Source organism: Prochlorococcus sp. MIT2309 (assembly GCF_059772305.1).
Genome location: NZ_CM186282.1, coordinates 630,182 through 646,517, shown reverse-complemented (window position 1 = coordinate 646,517; position 16,336 = coordinate 630,182). Strand labels below are relative to the sequence as shown.

General features: G+C 38.2%; 20 protein-coding genes. 11 read left to right on the top strand and 9 right to left on the bottom strand.

Annotated features, from left to right (window positions below; all coding sequences use genetic code 11):
• Positions 1-5: 5 nt before the first annotated feature.
• A complete protein-coding gene (locus tag AC6EJA_RS03640; protein ID WP_498503240.1) occupies positions 6-383 on the bottom strand; it encodes an Npun_F0494 family protein in 378 nt (125 codons plus the stop codon).
• Positions 384-457: 74 nt separating this feature from the next.
• Here AC6EJA_RS03640 and AC6EJA_RS03635 point away from each other — a divergent pair, with 74 nt between their 5' ends.
• Positions 458-1,090 carry a nucleoside triphosphate pyrophosphatase gene (locus tag AC6EJA_RS03635; RefSeq protein ID WP_498503238.1) on the top strand — a complete coding sequence of 211 codons (633 nt, stop codon included), beginning with the start codon at positions 458-460 and terminating at the stop codon, positions 1,088-1,090.
• A 58-nt stretch (positions 1,091-1,148) separates the two neighbouring features.
• On the opposite strand, the gene psbC is transcribed toward AC6EJA_RS03635, so the two are convergent.
• Together psbC and psbD are read right to left on the bottom strand one after the other, a co-directional pair.
• Positions 1,149-2,531, bottom strand: a complete 1,383-nt coding sequence (gene psbC / locus AC6EJA_RS03630) for a photosystem II reaction center protein CP43 (protein ID WP_498503237.1) — start codon at positions 2,529-2,531, stop codon at positions 1,149-1,151.
• Entirely contained in the window at positions 2,515-3,591 is a 1,077-nt protein-coding gene (gene psbD / locus AC6EJA_RS03625; protein WP_498503236.1) for a photosystem II D2 protein (photosystem q(a) protein), read from the bottom strand. Before psbD ends, psbC begins: the two co-directional genes overlap by 17 nt.
• A 184-nt stretch (positions 3,592-3,775) precedes the next feature.
• Between psbD and AC6EJA_RS03620 the strand changes: the two genes are divergently transcribed.
• Both AC6EJA_RS03620 and AC6EJA_RS03615 read left to right on the top strand, forming a co-directional pair.
• On the top strand, positions 3,776-4,336 hold the full coding sequence (locus AC6EJA_RS03620; RefSeq protein ID WP_498503235.1) for a photosystem I assembly protein Ycf4: 561 nt from the start codon (positions 3,776-3,778) through the stop codon (positions 4,334-4,336).
• 8 nt (positions 4,337-4,344) lie between these two features.
• Positions 4,345-5,037: a peptidylprolyl isomerase gene (locus AC6EJA_RS03615; RefSeq protein WP_498503234.1), complete on the top strand. Its 693-nt coding sequence runs from the start codon at positions 4,345-4,347 to the stop codon at positions 5,035-5,037.
• Here the strand turns inward: AC6EJA_RS03615 and ilvN are convergent, their stop codons facing one another.
• The gene (gene ilvN / locus AC6EJA_RS03610; RefSeq protein ID WP_498503233.1) at positions 5,038-5,562 is read right to left on the bottom strand and encodes an acetolactate synthase small subunit; all 525 of its coding nucleotides are present in this window, start codon (positions 5,560-5,562) and stop codon (positions 5,038-5,040) included. It abuts the gene before it with no gap.
• Between the two features lie 12 nt (positions 5,563-5,574).
• Positions 5,575-6,582: an alpha/beta fold hydrolase gene (locus AC6EJA_RS03605; RefSeq protein WP_498503231.1), complete on the bottom strand. Its 1,008-nt coding sequence runs from the start codon at positions 6,580-6,582 to the stop codon at positions 5,575-5,577.
• A gap of 103 nt (positions 6,583-6,685) precedes the next feature.
• Here AC6EJA_RS03605 and petM point away from each other — a divergent pair, with 103 nt between their 5' ends.
• From petM to infA, 4 genes are all read left to right on the top strand, one after another.
• A complete protein-coding gene (gene petM / locus AC6EJA_RS03600) occupies positions 6,686-6,784 on the top strand; it encodes a cytochrome b6-f complex subunit PetM (protein WP_498503229.1) in 99 nt (32 codons plus the stop codon).
• Positions 6,785-6,841: 57 nt separating this feature from the next.
• Complete coding sequence (locus AC6EJA_RS03595) at positions 6,842-7,804, top strand: NAD(P)H-binding protein (RefSeq protein WP_498503228.1); 963 nt, start codon at positions 6,842-6,844, stop codon at positions 7,802-7,804.
• Between the two features lie 57 nt (positions 7,805-7,861).
• Positions 7,862-8,077: a DUF8669 family protein gene (locus tag AC6EJA_RS03590; protein WP_498503227.1), complete on the top strand. Its 216-nt coding sequence runs from the start codon at positions 7,862-7,864 to the stop codon at positions 8,075-8,077.
• Between the two features lie 71 nt (positions 8,078-8,148).
• On the top strand, positions 8,149-8,421 hold the full coding sequence (infA, locus tag AC6EJA_RS03585) for a translation initiation factor IF-1 (RefSeq protein ID WP_498503226.1): 273 nt from the start codon (positions 8,149-8,151) through the stop codon (positions 8,419-8,421).
• A gap of 3 nt (positions 8,422-8,424) precedes the next feature.
• On the opposite strand, the gene trxB is transcribed toward infA, so the two are convergent.
• The 3 genes from trxB to AC6EJA_RS03570 all read right to left on the bottom strand — a co-directional run bounded on the left by trxB (position 8,425) and on the right by AC6EJA_RS03570 (position 10,950).
• A complete protein-coding gene (trxB, locus tag AC6EJA_RS03580) occupies positions 8,425-9,816 on the bottom strand; it encodes a thioredoxin-disulfide reductase (RefSeq protein ID WP_498503225.1) in 1,392 nt (463 codons plus the stop codon).
• Between the two features lie 113 nt (positions 9,817-9,929).
• Positions 9,930-10,175, bottom strand: coding sequence for a DUF8673 family protein (locus tag AC6EJA_RS03575; protein ID WP_498503224.1), 246 nt, complete (start codon positions 10,173-10,175; stop codon positions 9,930-9,932).
• Between the two features lie 196 nt (positions 10,176-10,371).
• Complete coding sequence (locus AC6EJA_RS03570) at positions 10,372-10,950, bottom strand: EF-1 guanine nucleotide exchange domain-containing protein (protein WP_498503223.1); 579 nt, start codon at positions 10,948-10,950, stop codon at positions 10,372-10,374.
• A gap of 136 nt (positions 10,951-11,086) precedes the next feature.
• Here AC6EJA_RS03570 and AC6EJA_RS03565 point away from each other — a divergent pair, with 136 nt between their 5' ends.
• Genes AC6EJA_RS03565 through AC6EJA_RS03550 form a run of 4 tightly spaced genes read left to right on the top strand, consistent with a single transcriptional unit; the run spans position 11,087 to position 15,057 of the window.
• Positions 11,087-12,229, top strand: coding sequence for a Re/Si-specific NAD(P)(+) transhydrogenase subunit alpha (locus AC6EJA_RS03565; protein ID WP_498503222.1), 1,143 nt, complete (start codon positions 11,087-11,089; stop codon positions 12,227-12,229).
• Entirely contained in the window at positions 12,229-12,534 is a 306-nt protein-coding gene (locus AC6EJA_RS03560) for an NAD(P) transhydrogenase subunit alpha part 2 (RefSeq protein WP_498503221.1), read from the top strand. Before AC6EJA_RS03565 ends, AC6EJA_RS03560 begins: the two co-directional genes overlap by 1 nt.
• A 14-nt stretch (positions 12,535-12,548) precedes the next feature.
• A complete protein-coding gene (locus tag AC6EJA_RS03555) occupies positions 12,549-13,964 on the top strand; it encodes an NAD(P)(+) transhydrogenase (Re/Si-specific) subunit beta (protein ID WP_498503220.1) in 1,416 nt (471 codons plus the stop codon).
• Positions 13,951-15,057 (top strand): YheT family hydrolase, encoded by a 1,107-nt coding sequence (locus AC6EJA_RS03550; RefSeq protein WP_498503219.1) that lies wholly within the window; start codon positions 13,951-13,953, stop codon positions 15,055-15,057. Before AC6EJA_RS03555 ends, AC6EJA_RS03550 begins: the two co-directional genes overlap by 14 nt.
• 43 nt (positions 15,058-15,100) lie before the next feature.
• Here AC6EJA_RS03550 and AC6EJA_RS03545 read toward each other — a convergent pair whose 3' ends face one another.
• Positions 15,101-16,321, bottom strand: a complete 1,221-nt coding sequence (locus AC6EJA_RS03545; protein ID WP_498503218.1) for a 1-deoxy-D-xylulose-5-phosphate reductoisomerase — start codon at positions 16,319-16,321, stop codon at positions 15,101-15,103.
• Positions 16,322-16,336: the final 15 nt, after the last annotated feature.

Sequence of the window (16,336 nt, the reverse complement as noted above, 5' to 3'; positions counted from 1 at the left end):
GAAAATTACTTAAGGTTTATTTTTCTACATAACCAATGCTTGGCAATTGTAATTAACCCTGGGCTTTTGTTAATTAGATCAGGTTTATTCTCTACAATTTTTCGTCCAAGTGGGGTAAGTCTAACTTTAGATGTTAATCCTTGACCATCAACTTCTCTTCTTAAAATTCCAAGAGTAATTAGCCAAATGAATTCTGCTTCAATTTCATTGGATTTTTTTAAGGTAGATGAACAAAATATTTTTATGTATTTTCTTCTACTCCTGAGAACATCTTCTGCACTTAATCCATGCATTTGCGCAGATTTATAAAAATTTGTTGTAAAACCAAGACAGGCCATTGATATCTCTGCTCTTTTTATAGCTTTTGGATTGATATAGTTCATAAAGTTTTTATAAAACAATTGCTATGAGAATCAAACATGCAGATTTTTAAGTATTTTAATAGAAATTTAAATTAATGTTTATTCTTGCATCTGCTTCTGAGCCACGAAGCAGACTACTGAAGCAAATAGGTCTTTCTCATGTTGTCATTTCAAGTGGAATTGATGAAAGTAAATATTATGATAATGATGTTTTTGGCTTAGCTGATAAACTTTCTTACGCAAAGGCTATTAGTGTTTTTAAAAAAGTATCAAGAAGTTCAAAATTAAATAAAATCCAAGTTAATAAAATTACTTTACTAGGTTGTGATTCAATCTTTGAATTTCAAGGTAAATGTTATGGGAAACCAAGTAATCAAGACGAAGCAATTACTAGATTAAAAGAATTCTCATCTTCTTCAGGATATTTGCATACAGGGCATTGTTTATTATCAAACCATTTTAATTTTGACCAAGATCAAAAGTTAATAGTTAAGAAAAAGGTGATTTCAACTAAAATTAATTTCAATCAATTTTCTCTATCAGAAATATTAAATTACGTAGAAAGTAAAGAACCGATGCGCTGCGCTGGTGGATTTTCTGTTGAGGGAAAAGGATCAGTATTAATAAAGAATATAGAAGGTTGTTATTCAAATGTTATTGGCTTGAGTTTGCCATGGTTAAAAGAGACTTTGAGTGGTTTGGACTTACATGAAGAATTTTTTTCATAGGGCACTAAAAAAGGCCTCCAATGGGAGGCCTTTTTTTTCTATACCCCAAAACAGGATGTTAGTCCAAGTCGGGCATTGATAGAGCTGGTTCTGCGTTCCTATCGATTCCTTTTTCGAATCCAGCAGCAGCAGCGCGAGCTCTCCCTGCATGCCACAAGTGGCCAATGAATGTAAACCATCCAAGGAAGAACTGTGCAGCAGCGAGCCACTGACGAAGGTTAACGAAATTAACAGCATTAGGCTCTGTAATGATTCCACCTACAGAGTTGATGGAGGCGTTTGGTGCGTGAGTCATGTATTCAGCTGCACGACGAACTTGCCATGGTTGAATATCGTTTTGGATTTTGTCCAAACTTAACCCATTTGGTCCTCTCAATGGTTCCAACCAAGGGCCACGAAAATCCCAGAAGCGCATCGTTTCACCACCAAAAATGATTTCTCCAGTAGGTGAACGCATGAGATATTTACCCAGTCCTGTTGGACCCATTGTTGTACCAACGTTTGCGCCAATTCTTTGGTCTCTTACAAGGAATGTAAAGCTTTGAGCCTGAGATGCCTCTGCGTTTGTTGGTCCATAAAATTCAGATGGATAAGCGGTATTGTTGAACCAAACAAAAGTTGAAGCAACAAAACTCGCAACACAGATTCCACCAAGAGCGTAACTAAGAAGACCTTCGCCGTTCCAAATAAATGCTCTTCTAGCCCATCCAAAGGGTTGGGTGAATAAGTGGAATAGACCTCCGATGATTTCAATAACACCAACGTAAATGTGCCCACCTACGATGTCTTCCATTGAATTGACACCTATCATCCAACCTCCACCACCCCATGGGGTCTGTAAGAGATAACCAAAAATAATTCTTGGATCAAGAGTTGGATTGATTAGACGAACTTCTCCTCCACCTGGAGCCCAGGTATCGTAAGCGCCGCCAAGGTACATCCAATTAATCGACCAAAGAAGAGCACCAACTCCAAGGACAATCAAATGAAAACCAAGAATATTGGTCATTTGATTTTTGTCTCTCCAATCAGTGGAGAAGAAGGGGAATGCTTCTTCTAATTTTTCTGGTCCTGCAAGAGAGTGGTAAATACCACCAAATCCCAAAATTGCTGAGGCAATTAGGTGAACTACTCCTGCTGCGAAGAAAGGATAAATGTCGGTTACTTCTCCACCAGGGCCTATGCCGTAACCAAACATTGCTACGTGGGGCATACAAATTAGGCCTTGCTCCCACATTGGCTTATCGAAGGTGAAATGACTCACCTCAAAAAGCATCATTGCACCAGCCCAGAAGACTATTAATCCTGCGTGAGCAATATGTGCACCTAGAAGGCGACCAGACAAGTTGATGAGTCGGGCATTACCTACGTACCAGGCGTAACCTGTCTCATCAATACTTTGGTTGGGCGCCTTTAGAAGATTATTAAAGGGCGTTTCCACGTGGGAGTACCTCCTCTGGGAATACAAAATTTTCGTGAGGTTGGTCAATAGATGACAACCATGCACGCATACCCTCGTTTAAAAGGATGTTCTTTGTATAGAACGTCTCAAACTCGGGGTCTTCAGCAGCCCGGATTTCCTGGCTGACAAAGTCATATGCTCTCAAGTTGAGTGCGAGACCAACGATACCAATAGAAGCTGCCCACATACCCGTAACAGGCACAAAAAGCATCATGAAATGTAGGAAACGCTTGTTAGAAAATGCAATTCCGAAAATTTGACTCCAAAAGCGGTTGGCAGTAATGAAAGAGTAAGTCTCTTCTTCCTGAACTGGGTCAAAGCCTCTGAAAGTACTACTTTGCTTCTTACCTTCGGAGTACTGACTTGAATCCTCATAGAGAGTATTTTGAACAGTTGCTCCGTGAATTGCGCAAAGAAGTGCTCCACCCAAAATCCCACCAACACCCATCATGTGAAATGGATTCAGGGTGATGTTATGGAAACCTTGAATAAATAGAACAAATCGGAAAATAGCTGCTACACCAAAAGATGGTGCGAAGAACCAGCTGTGCTGACCTAATGGGTAAATTAAGAAGCAAGCAGTGTAAACAGCAATAACTGCTGAGAATGCAAGGGCATTGTAAGGACGAATACCAACTAATCTCGCGATCTCAAATTGTCTGAGCATGAAGCCTATTAAGCCAAATGCACCATGGAGGGCAACGAAATTCCAAAGTCCACCTAGTTGGAACCATCTAACTAGGCTTCCTTGGGCTTCAGGGCCCCATAAAAATAGAAGGCTGTGACCCATGGCATCGCCAGGGGTGCTGACAGCAGCTGTGAGGAAATTACATCCTTCTAGATAAGAACTGGCAACACCATGTGTGTACCAGGAGGTTACAAAGGTTGTGCCTACGAACCACCCACCAATGGCCAAAAAGGCGCATGGGAAAAGTAGTAGACCAGACCAACCAATAAATACGAATCGGTCACGCTTTATCCAGTCGTCGAGGAGGTCGAACCAACCTCTTTCTGGTGCGCTTCCAACAGCGATCGTCATGAGGGAACGTTGCTGAGCTTTGGGATACGGGGCGACTGTAACAAGATTGACGTGATATTTGGGGAAATATTGCGCTTAAATAAGTGTGTTGTATTGGTATTTAGTATTTTTTTCACAATTACTACCACCTCTAAACCCTTTATTGGTGAATAATTATCAGTGATAAGAAGCTATGTCGGTCAAAATGGAAAATTTTACAAAATCAGCACTTTCTGAAAATAAGCTTGAGCAAAACATCAAAGGCTCACGCAAAATTTCAAACTTCATAGTTTGGGGAATGGTAAGTATTGGTGGGTTGGGCTTTCTTTTAGCTTCTGTGTCTAGTTATCTGGGTAAAGATCTTTTACCGCTCGGGAATCCCTCAACTTTGATTTTTGTCCCACAAGGACTGGTTATGGGACTCTATGGAATAGCTGCATTCATTTTGGCCCTTTATCTATGGAGATTAATCTCAATTGATTTTGGTTCAGGTAAAAACTGTTTTGATAAAGATTCAGGAACACTTCTTATTACAAGACGGGGGTTTTTCAAAGAAATAGAGATTCAATTACCCTTAAAAGATATTAAGGCGGTAAAGCTTGACGCCAGAGAGGGATTTAATGCAAGAAGAAGAATATGTTTAAGGATTCAAGGTAGAAAAGATTTGCCAATTTCAAAAGTCGGCTCCCCTCCACCTCTTCTTGAGCTCGAGGAAGAGGGTGCAGAGTTGGCAAAATTCTTAGGTGTAAATTTAGAAGGTATTTAATTAAGAAATTGATTAGAAATATAAAAAATATAAATATCAAGAATAATTTTAAAATAATTCTTTTTTTGTTATTTTTTTCGATTCTTACTACATCTTGTAAAAATAAATATGAAATCCCAAGTAGTAAGATTATTTGCGATGAATATAAATTAAAGTGCTTTGATAAACCTCAGAAAATTAAGATTCAAACCTCTAAAGGCAATATATTTTTAATTTTGTATGCAAAATCCTCTCCAATAACTGTTGCAAATTTTATTGATTTAGTAAATAGAGATGTTTATCAGGAAACAATTTTTCATAGAGTAATTAAAGAACCTTCACCTTTTACTGTTCATGCCGGTAAAGTCTTAAATAAAGATAAATCAAAATTTCAGCCTCCAAAAAACTCGGGAAATTTTAATTTCAGATCTATCCCGCTTGAAATAAAGTTATTAAATGATAGAGAACCTAGGTATAATTATGTTATTAGTAACATTAAAGATATCAAAAATATAATTCATAAACATAAAAAAGGGTCGATTTCAATGGCTAGAGGTCTTGACCCCAACTCAGCAACTAGTCAATTCTTTTTATCTTTAAATGCCTTACCTATTTTAGACGGTAGGTACGCTGTTTTTGGTGAAGTTGTGGATGGTTTTGATGTTCTAGAATTAATAGAAGTTGGTGATTCGATAGAAAAAATTATTCATATTGAAAATTAATTAAAATTTTCCTATATGAGAGTTTGCTTTTAGCATTTCAGTATTAATTCCTGAAGCTCTTTTTAATGCTACCTTGCCAGTCCTTGCAATTTCGTTTATTCCATAAGGTGCAAGTAGTTTTTCTATTGCGACAAGTTTACCTGGATCTCCCACTACCTCAAGAATTAGTGCTTCGTCAGACACATCAACAACTTTTGCTCTAAAGACTTGAACAAGGTCTAATATCTTATCTCTTTGCTCCGCTTTTGCATTTACTTTTAGAAGCATCAATTCCCTTTCTACAGCAGCTAAATTAGTTAAATCTGATACTTCAAGAACGTTGACCAGTTTGTCTAATTGTTTTGACATTTGCTGAAGGGTTTGATTATCACCCTCAACCACCATTGTTAATCTGGATATTCCAGGAGCCTCTGCAGGACCAACGGCAAGACTATCGATATTGAATCCACGACGGGCAAAAAGTCCAGAAATTCTGCTTAGAGCTCCAGATTCATCTTCAACCAGCACTGAGAGTGTGTGCTTCATAAGGGAAATTTATTAAGTAGGTAAATTCAGGTTCAACCAGTCTAGTACTTCGTTGTTGAAGTACTTTGGGGCCTCGTCATGGGGGCAATGCCCAACATTATCAGGTACTTTTAATTGAACCCATTCAAATTGACTTTTCAAATTTTTTCCGATTACAAGAGGTACTAATCTATCTTCCTTTCCCCATACTAAAAGCAATGGTGATTTAATTATATTGAGACTTAATTTCGACAAAATAGAGGGCGCTGTCATCTCTGTTGATCTAAGGCTCATACCTATGCACATTGAACGTAATGCTCGTGGAGCAGTAGCTCTCAATGCGGGCCTTTTGATTAGTTTTATTAGATCTTTATCACAAGATATATTTTTCTTATAAGCAAATTGCAATGCTATTGAAATTAATTTAGTTTTTGCAATGATTGGAACTATTAGTTCTAAAGGTAATAAATTAAAAATTACTTTAATAAAACAATTTTTAATTTTAAGTAAGTAACGATTCAACTCGATTTGCTGTTTTTGAGCTAATGCTGGGTCAGGAAGAGGGCAGGCAACAGTTGCTTCTACAAGTTCAGGATTCTTGGCCAGAATTGTTACAGCTACTAGTCCGCCAAGAGAATTGCCTATAAGTACAGCTTTTTTATTTTGATCATTTAAGACAATTTTTTTTAAAAAATAAGTAACTTGTCTCGCCCAAAATACATTTTCCAAGGAATTAATTTTTTTTCTAGATGGCTGTTCAGATCGTCCGAATCCAATTAAGTCGAGAGCAAAAACTGAGAATCCTGCCTCAGCAAATGCTATGGCATTTTTTCTCCAGTGATCGGAGCTGGCTCCAAAGCCATGAATGAGGACTATGGGCTTTTTGGCTTTGTCCCCTAATACTCTCCAATGAAAAGTAAAACCATTCCAATTTGCGAAGTGGTGATCACCCCATTCAGGTCCATCTAGAAGTATTTTTTTATCCTTACTTGAATATGAATAAATTCTTTCCAATGTGAAAACTTTAGCTTTTTGGACCATAAGCAAGTTTGTTTCTTTTAGTGGGTTTTATGGTTTTTTTTCAAAAAGTTTTTTCTTGGGCATCAATAAAGGTTTTAATGGTCTAGTGAAATAAAATCAAAGAATGGCATCTGAAATTTTTGGCATCGCAGCAGTTTTCTGGGTTCTTATTCCAGTTGGATTATTGGGTGGTGCTCTCCTCTTAAAAATTCAAGGAGATTAATTTCTCACGTTTTTGTATTCTTCCATTTAGGCTTTTCCTTTGATAATGAAATCTCCTATGCAGGTTCTCATTTTTGGTGGAACCGGCACCCTCGGTCGACAAATCGCAAGAAATGCAATTGAGTCTGGTCATAAAGTCAGGTGCATGGTTCGAAGACCAAGGAGTGCTTCATACCTCCAAGAATGGGGTTGCCAAATCACCGAAGGGGATTTGCTCAGCGATGAAGACATAAAATATTCTCTCGATGGTATAGATGCGGTTATTGACGCTGCTACAAGCCGTCCCGATGACCCAAGAAGTGTTTATGAGGTTGATTGGGATGGAAAACTAAATCTTTACCGATGTTGCGATGAGATGGGGGTAAAGAGAGTTGTTTTCTTATCTCTTCTTTCCGCTGAGCAGCATCGAAATGTCCCTTTGATGGATATTAAATATTGCACTGAGAAATTGCTACAGAGTTCAGATCTCGACTACACAATTATTCAAGGAGCAGCTTTTATGCAGGGTGTTATAGGGCAATTTGCTATTCCTATATTGGATAGTCAGCCAGTTTGGATAAGTGGAAAACCTGGAGAAATCGCTTACATGAATACACAAGATATGGCTAAGTTTGCAGTCGCAGCATTAAATAGTCCAAATACCATAAGAAAAAGTTTCCCAGTTGTGGGTCCAAAAGCTTGGAAAGCTGATGAGCTTGTAGAACTTTGTGAGAGGTATTGCGATAGAAAAGCAAGGGTGTGGAGAGTTGCGCCATTTGTGATATCTGCGGCTCAATCCTTAATCTCTTTTTTCGAGTCAACTTTGAATGTTGCTGAGAGACTTTCTTTTTCTGAAGTAAGCGGAAGCGGTACCTCTCTAAATGCAGAAATGGATGATACCTATGCTGCTTTTGGATTAGATCGCTCTGACACAACCACTATGGAAAGTTATTTAAAAGAGTATTACGACGTTATCTTGAAAAGATTGCAAGAAATGGGCGCTGATTTGGATAAAGAGGACAAAAAAAAGTTCCCTATTTAGAATCCGAGTTGCAAAAAACTAGTTTTTTTGTACTATAAAATAGATTTAATAAAAACTTTGGGTATTTCACAGACCAAAAACATATCTCGCAGACTTAGTAATCTTGAAACCGAGGCTTGTCTAGAATTAGACAAAGCTTGTGGTAGTGAAATATGGAAATCTCTTGGGTTCGACGCATTTGATAGTTTAGATGATGCTGACAGAAGGGCTAGGGCAAATTACTATTACGGCCAATTACAGACCGTACGCGAGTTGCAATCGGTTTTTCATTAATGGTTAATTAACTATTATTGTGATATTGATTTAGTAAGATCTAATTCTACAAACTTTGTTTTTTTACAAACATGATTGAGACTTCGGGAGTTATTGAGAAAGAACAAGGAAACGGATTTTATCTGGTAACTCTTGAACAGCCAGAGGGGCATCAATGTTTATGTAGAGCAGCTGGAAAGTTAACTAAATTTAGAATTAAGTTGTTAGCTGGAGATAAGGTCCTCGTTGAAATTAGTCCCTATGATTTAACAAGAGGGAGAATTACTTATAGAGAACGTAATGCAGGCGGATCAGGAGGAGGTAGGCCTGGAGGCAATCGACCTGGGGGTTCCAGAAGAAGGTGAAAACTATAATTTTCCTTTAATTACATCCTCTATCACTACTTTAAACTCGCTTCTTTGCTTGACACCTTTCCATTCTTTTTTTAGTTCTTTTAAATAAAAGAGTTGCATTGTTGGTGTTCCGTTAACTCCGGCCTGATGTGAAATTTCTTGATCACTTTCAATATCTATTTCTACAACTTGCACGTTACCTGTAAGTTCTTCTAAAACTCTTTTTACTTGTGGTTTAAGAACGTGGCAAGGACCACAGTTTTTAGAGGTATAAACTACTAAAAGAGGCTTTTTGCTCTCATGATAGAGCTTCCTGAGTGCATAACTTCCTTTTTGCCAAATTGAATTTAAATCGAAGTTTTCTTCATTTGAAGTTTCAATAGGGGCTGATTTTGATGATGACGCAGGTTCAGGCTCGTTTCTTTTAATTGGTTTGGCCAGGTTTTTTAAGCTGAGCCATCTTTCAGCGGCTAATGCTGCTTTACATCCACTTCCAGCTGCCGTTACCCCTTGCCTCCATTCTGCGTCAGCCACATCTCCAGCCGCAAATACTCCCTCGATAGAAGTCTCAGGCCTTCCTGGTGGCGTAATGAGATATCCATGAGAATCAATATTTAATTGTTCACTAAAAACTTCAGTATTTGGTGTATGTCCAATTGCATAAAAAAGACCCTTGGCTTTTATTAATTCTTCTGTATTTGTAGTCAAGTTCTTAACTCTTAAGAACTCTAGCCAATCTTTTCCTTCAACATTAAGAAGTTCTGTTTTGAAGTGAATCGTTATTTCAGGATTCAATAAAACTCTATCTGCCATTGCAGCACTTGCTCTCAATTGATCAGAACGAACTAATAAATGTACATGACTTCCGTATTTTGTTAGATAGACAGCTTCCTCACATGCTGAATCTCCTCCCCCAACAACAGCAAGTTCCTCATTACGAAATTGGGGCGTAGCTCCATCACAAATTGCACATGCACTAATACCCTTACTCCAAAATTTTTTTTCATTTTCTAGATGCAATTTGTTCGCACTTGCCCCGGTCGCAATTATGAGAGAATGGGATTTGAGCTTTTGATTTGATAATTGGATTTCAAAAGGTCTTTTAGATAGATCAAAAGCAATAGCATCCTCCTCGATTAATTTAGTTCCCCATCTCTGAGCTTGTTCTTTTATTAGATCCATCAGTTCTGGACCCATGATTCCATCTGGGAAACCAGGAAAATTTTCAACAAAGGTTGTGGTCATAAGCTGCCCGCCAGGAATTCCTCCTTTTTCGAAGCCAGTAAGCAAAAGTGGATTTAAATTTGCTCTGGCTGCATATATTGCGGCTGTGTAGCCAGCTGGGCCAGAGCCAATGATTATTAGATTCTCTATTTCTTGAGAATGGGTACTTATCTCAATCCCCATGAATTTCTATTGACTAAAATAATACAATAAGAAATTTTTAATACTTTATGGCGTTTCTCAATATCAGAATTGGAAATGTCTGAAAATTATATCTTTTGGAAATTACTTAATTCTTACAACTCAAGAAGTTCATCGAGGTCTACTCTTTCCTCTCGATGTGAGGAGGAGATGTGATTTGGGTATTCCATCACGGAGGATTTAAATAGTTTTGAATCCTGATGAGGGCATGTCAACCACTCTCTAAATTCCTGGGTAAGTGCATAGCTCTCTTCGTATTTCTGAACATCATCAAGAAGGGAAATCCTATTAGAGACCCATGAAGCTGTTATTCCTATGTGTCTTTTTAAAGAAAGGTCCATGTAGTTCCTCCTATCGGGGGTGGAGGTACCTTTACATGTAATGGGACCAAATATTGTAGTTATTTAGCACAAAGGCGATTTGTGACTAAAAAAGAATGTTTGCTTAAGGTTTTGACTTTTCTTAATTATTAGTATTTTTGAGTCTTAATTACTAGTAAAAAATAACTATTAGTTTATTTATTAATTTATTTTTGGACTAGACAGCTTCAGTGTGATTTACAAGAAGCCTCTCAACTTCTTCAATCCCAGCATTTGCAGCATCACGAGCTAATTCAAATTTACCCTCTGCATCCTCAAGAAGATTTTCTGCCAAGCGATCAAGTATTTCATCTTTTTTTTCTTCAATAATTTGTATCAACTCATTGTCGATTAATTTCCTTACAGCAATTGAACGAAGTTTGTCATTTGTTGCCTCAGCGAAAGTGCCTTGAACAAGTTCTTGAATGAAAAGTCTGTGTACTTCGCTACTTCTTAGAAAACTCTCTGTAGCGTTGATAATCCCCTCAACAAGAGCTTCATCTGGTTCCGAATCATGATTTGATAGCTTAAATTCCCAATCAAGATGCTTCCTTTGCCATCCTGAGCCATGAAGGCTAGGCATAACAGTTTGCGAGAAAGTATCCACAGACATTTCATAGATTCTCTCGGCTAAACGCTCACACCATTCCTTTCCATGATTCTGGAGATTCTTTTGCATAGCTGTTCTGGGAACTGCATGCCCACCGTGATGGCTATGACAAACTCCATCTGGACATTCGATCGCGGTGAGACTCATTGAATTCTTTATTTGAAGACCTTCCTACTTATTAGCTAATAATCTTTATTAGGAAAACCTTTCTTGAAGAAAGTTGTGAGGATTAAAACGAACATACCCTGTAACCTCAAATTGCTAGATAAAAAATTTAATTATTTTGGCTAGATTTTTTGTTCCTTTGGAATCTGCTCCAGGCGAAAAAAGAGTTGCTGTCACGCCAGAGACAGTAAGAAAATACATCTCTTTAGGATGTTCTATATCTGTCGAAAAGATGGCAGGTGAGGCTGCTGGTTTCTCTGATAAAGATTATTTATCAGCTGGAGCTGAACTAATTGAGTCAGAGAATCAAGAAAATCTCTCTGAAATAGATGTTGTTCTTTGCGTAAGACAACCAAAGTCAAACTTGTTGAAAAAATTTCCAGAGGGCACTCTCATTTTGGGTTTACTTGAGCCTTATGGGAATCAATCCTTATCCGAAATCTTGGTTGAATATAAATTATCAGCAATTTCACTAGAGTTACTTCCACGAATTAGTAGAGCTCAATCAGCAGATGCTCTGTCGTCTCAGGCGAATATAAGTGGATATAAATCAGTTCTAATTGCCGCTAGTTCTCTTGATAGGTATTTTCCTATGTTGATGACTGCAGCAGGAACTGTTCAGCCAGCAAAGGTAATAATACTTGGCGCGGGCGTTGCAGGGCTTCAGGCAGTTGCAACCGCAAAAAGATTAGGAGCGGTTGTTTTTGTGAGTGACATAAGACCTTCAGTGAAGGAGCAAGTAGAATCATTGGGTGGAAGATTCATAAATCCACCTGAGATTAAAGAGAAGCCTCAGGAATCTGGAGGATATGCGAAGCAAGTCTCAGATGAATTTTTATCAGCTCAGAGACAGGAGCTAAAAACACATTTATCTGAAGCAGATGTAGCCATTTGCACAGCTCAAGTGCCAGGGAAAAAAGCACCTCGATTGATTGATGAAGATATGCTCGATCAGATGCGCCCAGGTTCAGTTGTGGTCGATTTGGCTGTTTCTCAAGGCGGTAATTGTTCAGGGACCCTAGAAAATGAGACAGTCATAAGAAAAGGAGTAAAGCTTATCGGTGCTTCAGATTTACCTTGCACTGTTCCAAATCACGCAAGCTCTCTTTACTCAAAGAATTTGTTAGCTCTTTTAAATCCCATGCTTACAAATGGTGATCTAACCCTTAATACTGAAGATGAATTAATTAGCGGAGCTCTAATTGTTAAAGATGGGATCGTCAAATATCCAGAAATCTTATCCACTGGGAGGAAAAACTGATGTCAGGAAGTGAATTGTCTATTACGGATGCCCTGTGGGTGCTGATTCTGGGTAGTTTACTAGGCCTGGAACTCATCGGGAAGGTCCCACCTACATTGCATACTCCACTTATGAGTGGGGCTAATGCGATCTCTGGAGTGACGATGTTGGCAGCATTGACTTTAATAATTAGAGCAGGGGAAAACTTTTCACTCTTATTTATGGGCTCTGTTGCACTGGGATTTGCTCTTTTTAATGTTATTGGAGGTTTTTTTGTAACGGACAGGATGCTTGCAATGTTTAGTCGAAAGACAAAGCAAAAATAGGGAATTTTTTAATTATGAGTATTTCACAAATTTTAAAGCCATCCATTGAAATCTTGGCAGTTTTATTACTTGCCTTAGGCATTAAAGGATTGTCAAAAGTTCGCTCAGCTAGAGAGGCCAATAGGCTTGCTGCTTTTGCACTAGCACTCTCAGTTATTGGCCTACTAATTGATTTTGTAAGCAAAGGAGAAATTACTTCAACAGAATGGAGTTGGATTTCGATAGGCACTGCACTTGGAGGTTTTTTAGGCATTCTTATTGCAAAAAAAGTTCCAATGACCGCGATGCCTGAGACAGTCGCACTTTTTAATGGGTGTGGTGGGATGTCTTCTCTACTTGTTGCTGTTGGAGTTGCTTTATTTCCAATCTCTGAATCAATTGTTGAATCTATTTCTATTGTTATTTCTATATTTGTAGGTGCAATTACTTTTACGGGCTCTGTTATTGCAATGGCAAAACTTCAGGGTTGGTTATCAACTCCTGGCTGGATGCAAAGCAAATCCCGTCATGTTGTAAATATTGCAATATCAGTTATTTGCTTAATTGCCTTAATAGAGCTTTTGTCGGGAGCTAATAATGGTCTTTGGCTTTTGGTAATTAGTTCATCTCTTTTGGGCATCGGAGTTACTCTCCCTATTGGGGGAGCAGATATGCCTGTTGTAATTTCATTATTAAATAGTTACTCAGGTATCGCAGCAGCGGCAGCAGGATTTGTTGTAGGGAGTCAATTGTTAATTGTTGCAGGAGCAATGGTGGGAGCGGCTGGATTAATCCTCACCCAAGTTATGTGCAAAGGGATGAATAGGTCCTTAGTTTCTGTTCTTTTTGGGGGAGCACTTGGTGGCTCCTCCCTTGCAAGCAAAACCAGCAGTGAATACACAAACATAACCAGTTGTAGTGCAGAGGAATGTGCCCTTACTCTGGAGGCTGCGGAGCGTGTTGTCATAGTTCCTGGATATGGACTGGCAGTAGCCCAAGCTCAGCACACACTTCGAGAAGTTTCCAAAGCTCTTGAAAGCGCTGGCATTGAGGTCTCATATGGCATTCACCCTGTTGCAGGGAGAATGCCAGGTCATATGAATGTTTTGCTTGCTGAGGCTGATGTGCCATATGAACAACTTAAAGAAATGGAAACTATTAATCCAGAGTTCCCTGCAACAGATGTTGTATTAATTCTTGGCGCTAATGATGTTGTCAATCCTCAAGCAAAAACTGATACTAGTTCCCCTCTTTACGGCATGCCAGTACTAGATGTTCAAGAAGCCAGAACAGTATTTGTTGTAAAAAGGGGAATGAGTGCTGGATATTCAGGCATAAAAAATGATCTCTTCGATTTACCAAATACATCAATGCTTTTTGGGGATGCAAAAAAAGTTTTAGGCGATCTTTTAATAGAACTTAAGGAGTTAGGAATTGGTGGAAAGGGCTAAATCCCAGTCGGTTTTTTTAAGTAAATTACAACTTCCTAATTTCTTGCAAAGAAAACCATGGATTGGTGGAGATTTACAGACTTTAAGAGATACTTTTGTATTTGAAAAATTACCAAAAGATTGTGGTGAAAGAATTGAAATATCTGTTCCAAAAACAAAAACAGGTATGGGTTCAGGCAAATTAGTTGCTTTTCTTGATAGGCCTAAAAAACAAAAAAGATTGGTTGGCTTAGTTTTGATTTTGCATGGATTAGGTGGATCTTCAAAACGTCAAGGCCTTCGTCGAATGGGGCAGAAACTTCTTCAAGAGGGTTTTGCCGTTATTAGGCTAAATCTCAGAGGAGCAGATCCAGGAAGAATTATGGCGCCTGGCACTTACTCCGCTTGCTGTAATAGTGATTTGACACCAGTAATTAGATACGCAAGAGAATTATGTAATTCATTAAATAAAAAATATTCAAATTCTGGAGAATTGCCTCTCTATGGCGTTGGTTTATCTCTTGGTGGAACCATGCTTTTAAATGCTTGTATGGCAAGTAGTAATGAGACAGATTCTAAAAAAAAATTATTAGATGCACTTGTTTGTGTTAGCAGCCCTCTGGATCTTTCAGCGTGTAGTTCTTCAATAGAAAGACCAAGAAATTTTATTTATCAGAGGTGGCTTTTATGGAGACTCGTCAGACAAACTTTGGCCGATCCATTTGGAGTTGTTGAATCTGAAAAAGAGGCTCTCACTGGTAAGGATAATTATGGAAAAAAAAATATCTCCTCAATTCGTGATTTTGATGCGGCTATTACTGCTCCAAGATGGGGGTATCTAAATGTTGATGATTATTATCAAAATGCTTCCCCTCTTAAGGGGGTAATGAAAATGCCGGAATCATTACCTAAGTTATTAATTATTCAATCACTTGATGATCCCTGGGTTCCTAGTCAAGCAGCGGAAGAACTTGAAAAAATTTTCCCTTTATTAAATTTTGAAAATAATTTTCAGGTTTTTATTGTAAATAAAGGCGGACATAATGGGTTTCATGGGAAAAATTATTGTTGGGGAGACGCAATTGTTTCTAAATGGCTTAAAAATATTTTATAAAAATATAAATAGTAAAAATATTCAAAGGAAATATTATTTATTTTTAAAATTTTCTCGTCAATAAATTCACTTGTTCACGCGCCCATTGATCAAAGAAAATGATTTCATCAAGAATTGGATGAGGATTAAATTCTGATTTATGATTTTCACATGCTAATTCAATAACTTTAGGAATATCAGTGAAATTAATTTTTTCTTTTATGAATTGTGAGACGGCTTCTTCGTTAGCAGCGTTCAATACAGCTGGCATTGTTCCACCTTTTCTTCCGGCAGCGTAAGCCAAGTCCATACAGGGATATTTTTTTCTATCTGGAGTTTTAAAAGTTAATGATTTTACATCTGACAACTTCAACCTTTTCCATTTTGTACTAAATCGTTTTGGCCAACTCATACAGTAAAGAATTGGAAGTTTCATATCAGGCCAACCAAGCTGAGCGAGAATCGATGAATCTTCCAATTCAATCATTGAATGAATAATGCTTTGTGGATGTATGACTATTTCTATCTGGTCATAATCAATACCAAATAAATAATGTGCCTCAATAACTTCTAATCCTTTATTCATTAATGTTGCAGAATCAACCGTTATTTTTTTTCCCATACTCCAATTTGGATGACTTGTTGCATCTTTCACAGTTGCTTTTTTTAAATCTTCTGTTTTCCAATCTCTAAAAGCTCCTCCAGACGCAGTTAGGTGGATATTCCTTAGACCGGGTGTAGGTACTCCAGTTGATAGTCGAGCGTTTTCTGCCAGTGGCGTTCCCTGAAGACACTGAAAAATAGCTGAGTGTTCTGAGTCTGCTGGGAATAGTCTGCTTCCGCTTTTTTGCAATTCAGGAAGAACTACCGGTCCTGCTGCTATCAAAGTTTCTTTGTTGGCAAGAGCTAAATCTTTTCCAGCCCTAATAGCTGAAAGAGTAGGTAGCAATCCGGCACAACCAACAATTCCCGTAACTACTAGATCAGCACTTCCCCAGGATGATGCCATTTTTAAACCCTCTGAACCCCCAACAATTTCAGGCAAGTCCAACTTGGATTGGTACTGGGGCAGTCTTAAAAGTCTCTCTTTGAGTTCTGATAGGTGCGACTTGCTCGCTAAAGCAACAATTTCAGGCTTATGTGTCTGGATTTGCTTAATAAATAACTCAATGTTTTTGCCTGCAGTTAGGGCTACCACATTGAATTCTTGAGGAAATTCCTCTGCTATTTCAAGAGTCTGAGTACCTATTGAACCCGTAGAGCCTAGAACGCTTATGGCTTTCACATTGTGAAGTCAACT

What these genes read in the sequence shown, in the direction of transcription:
- AC6EJA_RS03640 (WP_498503240.1), bottom strand. Translation starts at nt 383, where the DNA reads ATGAACTATATCAATCCAAAAGCTATAAAAAGAGCAGAGATATCAATG.
- AC6EJA_RS03635 (WP_498503238.1), top strand. Translation starts at nt 458, where the DNA reads ATGTTTATTCTTGCATCTGCTTCTGAGCCACGAAGCAGACTACTGAAG.
- psbD (WP_498503236.1), bottom strand. Translation starts at nt 3,591, where the DNA reads ATGACGATCGCTGTTGGAAGCGCACCAGAAAGAGGTTGGTTCGACCTC.
- AC6EJA_RS03620 (WP_498503235.1), top strand. Translation starts at nt 3,776, where the DNA reads ATGGAAAATTTTACAAAATCAGCACTTTCTGAAAATAAGCTTGAGCAA.
- ilvN (WP_498503233.1), bottom strand. Translation starts at nt 5,562, where the DNA reads ATGAAGCACACACTCTCAGTGCTGGTTGAAGATGAATCTGGAGCTCTA.
- AC6EJA_RS03605 (WP_498503231.1), bottom strand. Translation starts at nt 6,582, where the DNA reads ATGGTCCAAAAAGCTAAAGTTTTCACATTGGAAAGAATTTATTCATAT.
- petM (WP_498503229.1), top strand. Translation starts at nt 6,686, where the DNA reads ATGGCATCTGAAATTTTTGGCATCGCAGCAGTTTTCTGGGTTCTTATT.
- AC6EJA_RS03595 (WP_498503228.1), top strand. Translation starts at nt 6,842, where the DNA reads ATGCAGGTTCTCATTTTTGGTGGAACCGGCACCCTCGGTCGACAAATC.
- infA (WP_498503226.1), top strand. Translation starts at nt 8,149, where the DNA reads ATGATTGAGACTTCGGGAGTTATTGAGAAAGAACAAGGAAACGGATTT.
- trxB (WP_498503225.1), bottom strand. Translation starts at nt 9,816, where the DNA reads ATGGGGATTGAGATAAGTACCCATTCTCAAGAAATAGAGAATCTAATA.
- AC6EJA_RS03575 (WP_498503224.1), bottom strand. Translation starts at nt 10,175, where the DNA reads ATGGACCTTTCTTTAAAAAGACACATAGGAATAACAGCTTCATGGGTC.
- AC6EJA_RS03570 (WP_498503223.1), bottom strand. Translation starts at nt 10,950, where the DNA reads ATGAGTCTCACCGCGATCGAATGTCCAGATGGAGTTTGTCATAGCCAT.
- AC6EJA_RS03560 (WP_498503221.1), top strand. Translation starts at nt 12,229, where the DNA reads ATGTCAGGAAGTGAATTGTCTATTACGGATGCCCTGTGGGTGCTGATT.
- AC6EJA_RS03555 (WP_498503220.1), top strand. Translation starts at nt 12,549, where the DNA reads ATGAGTATTTCACAAATTTTAAAGCCATCCATTGAAATCTTGGCAGTT.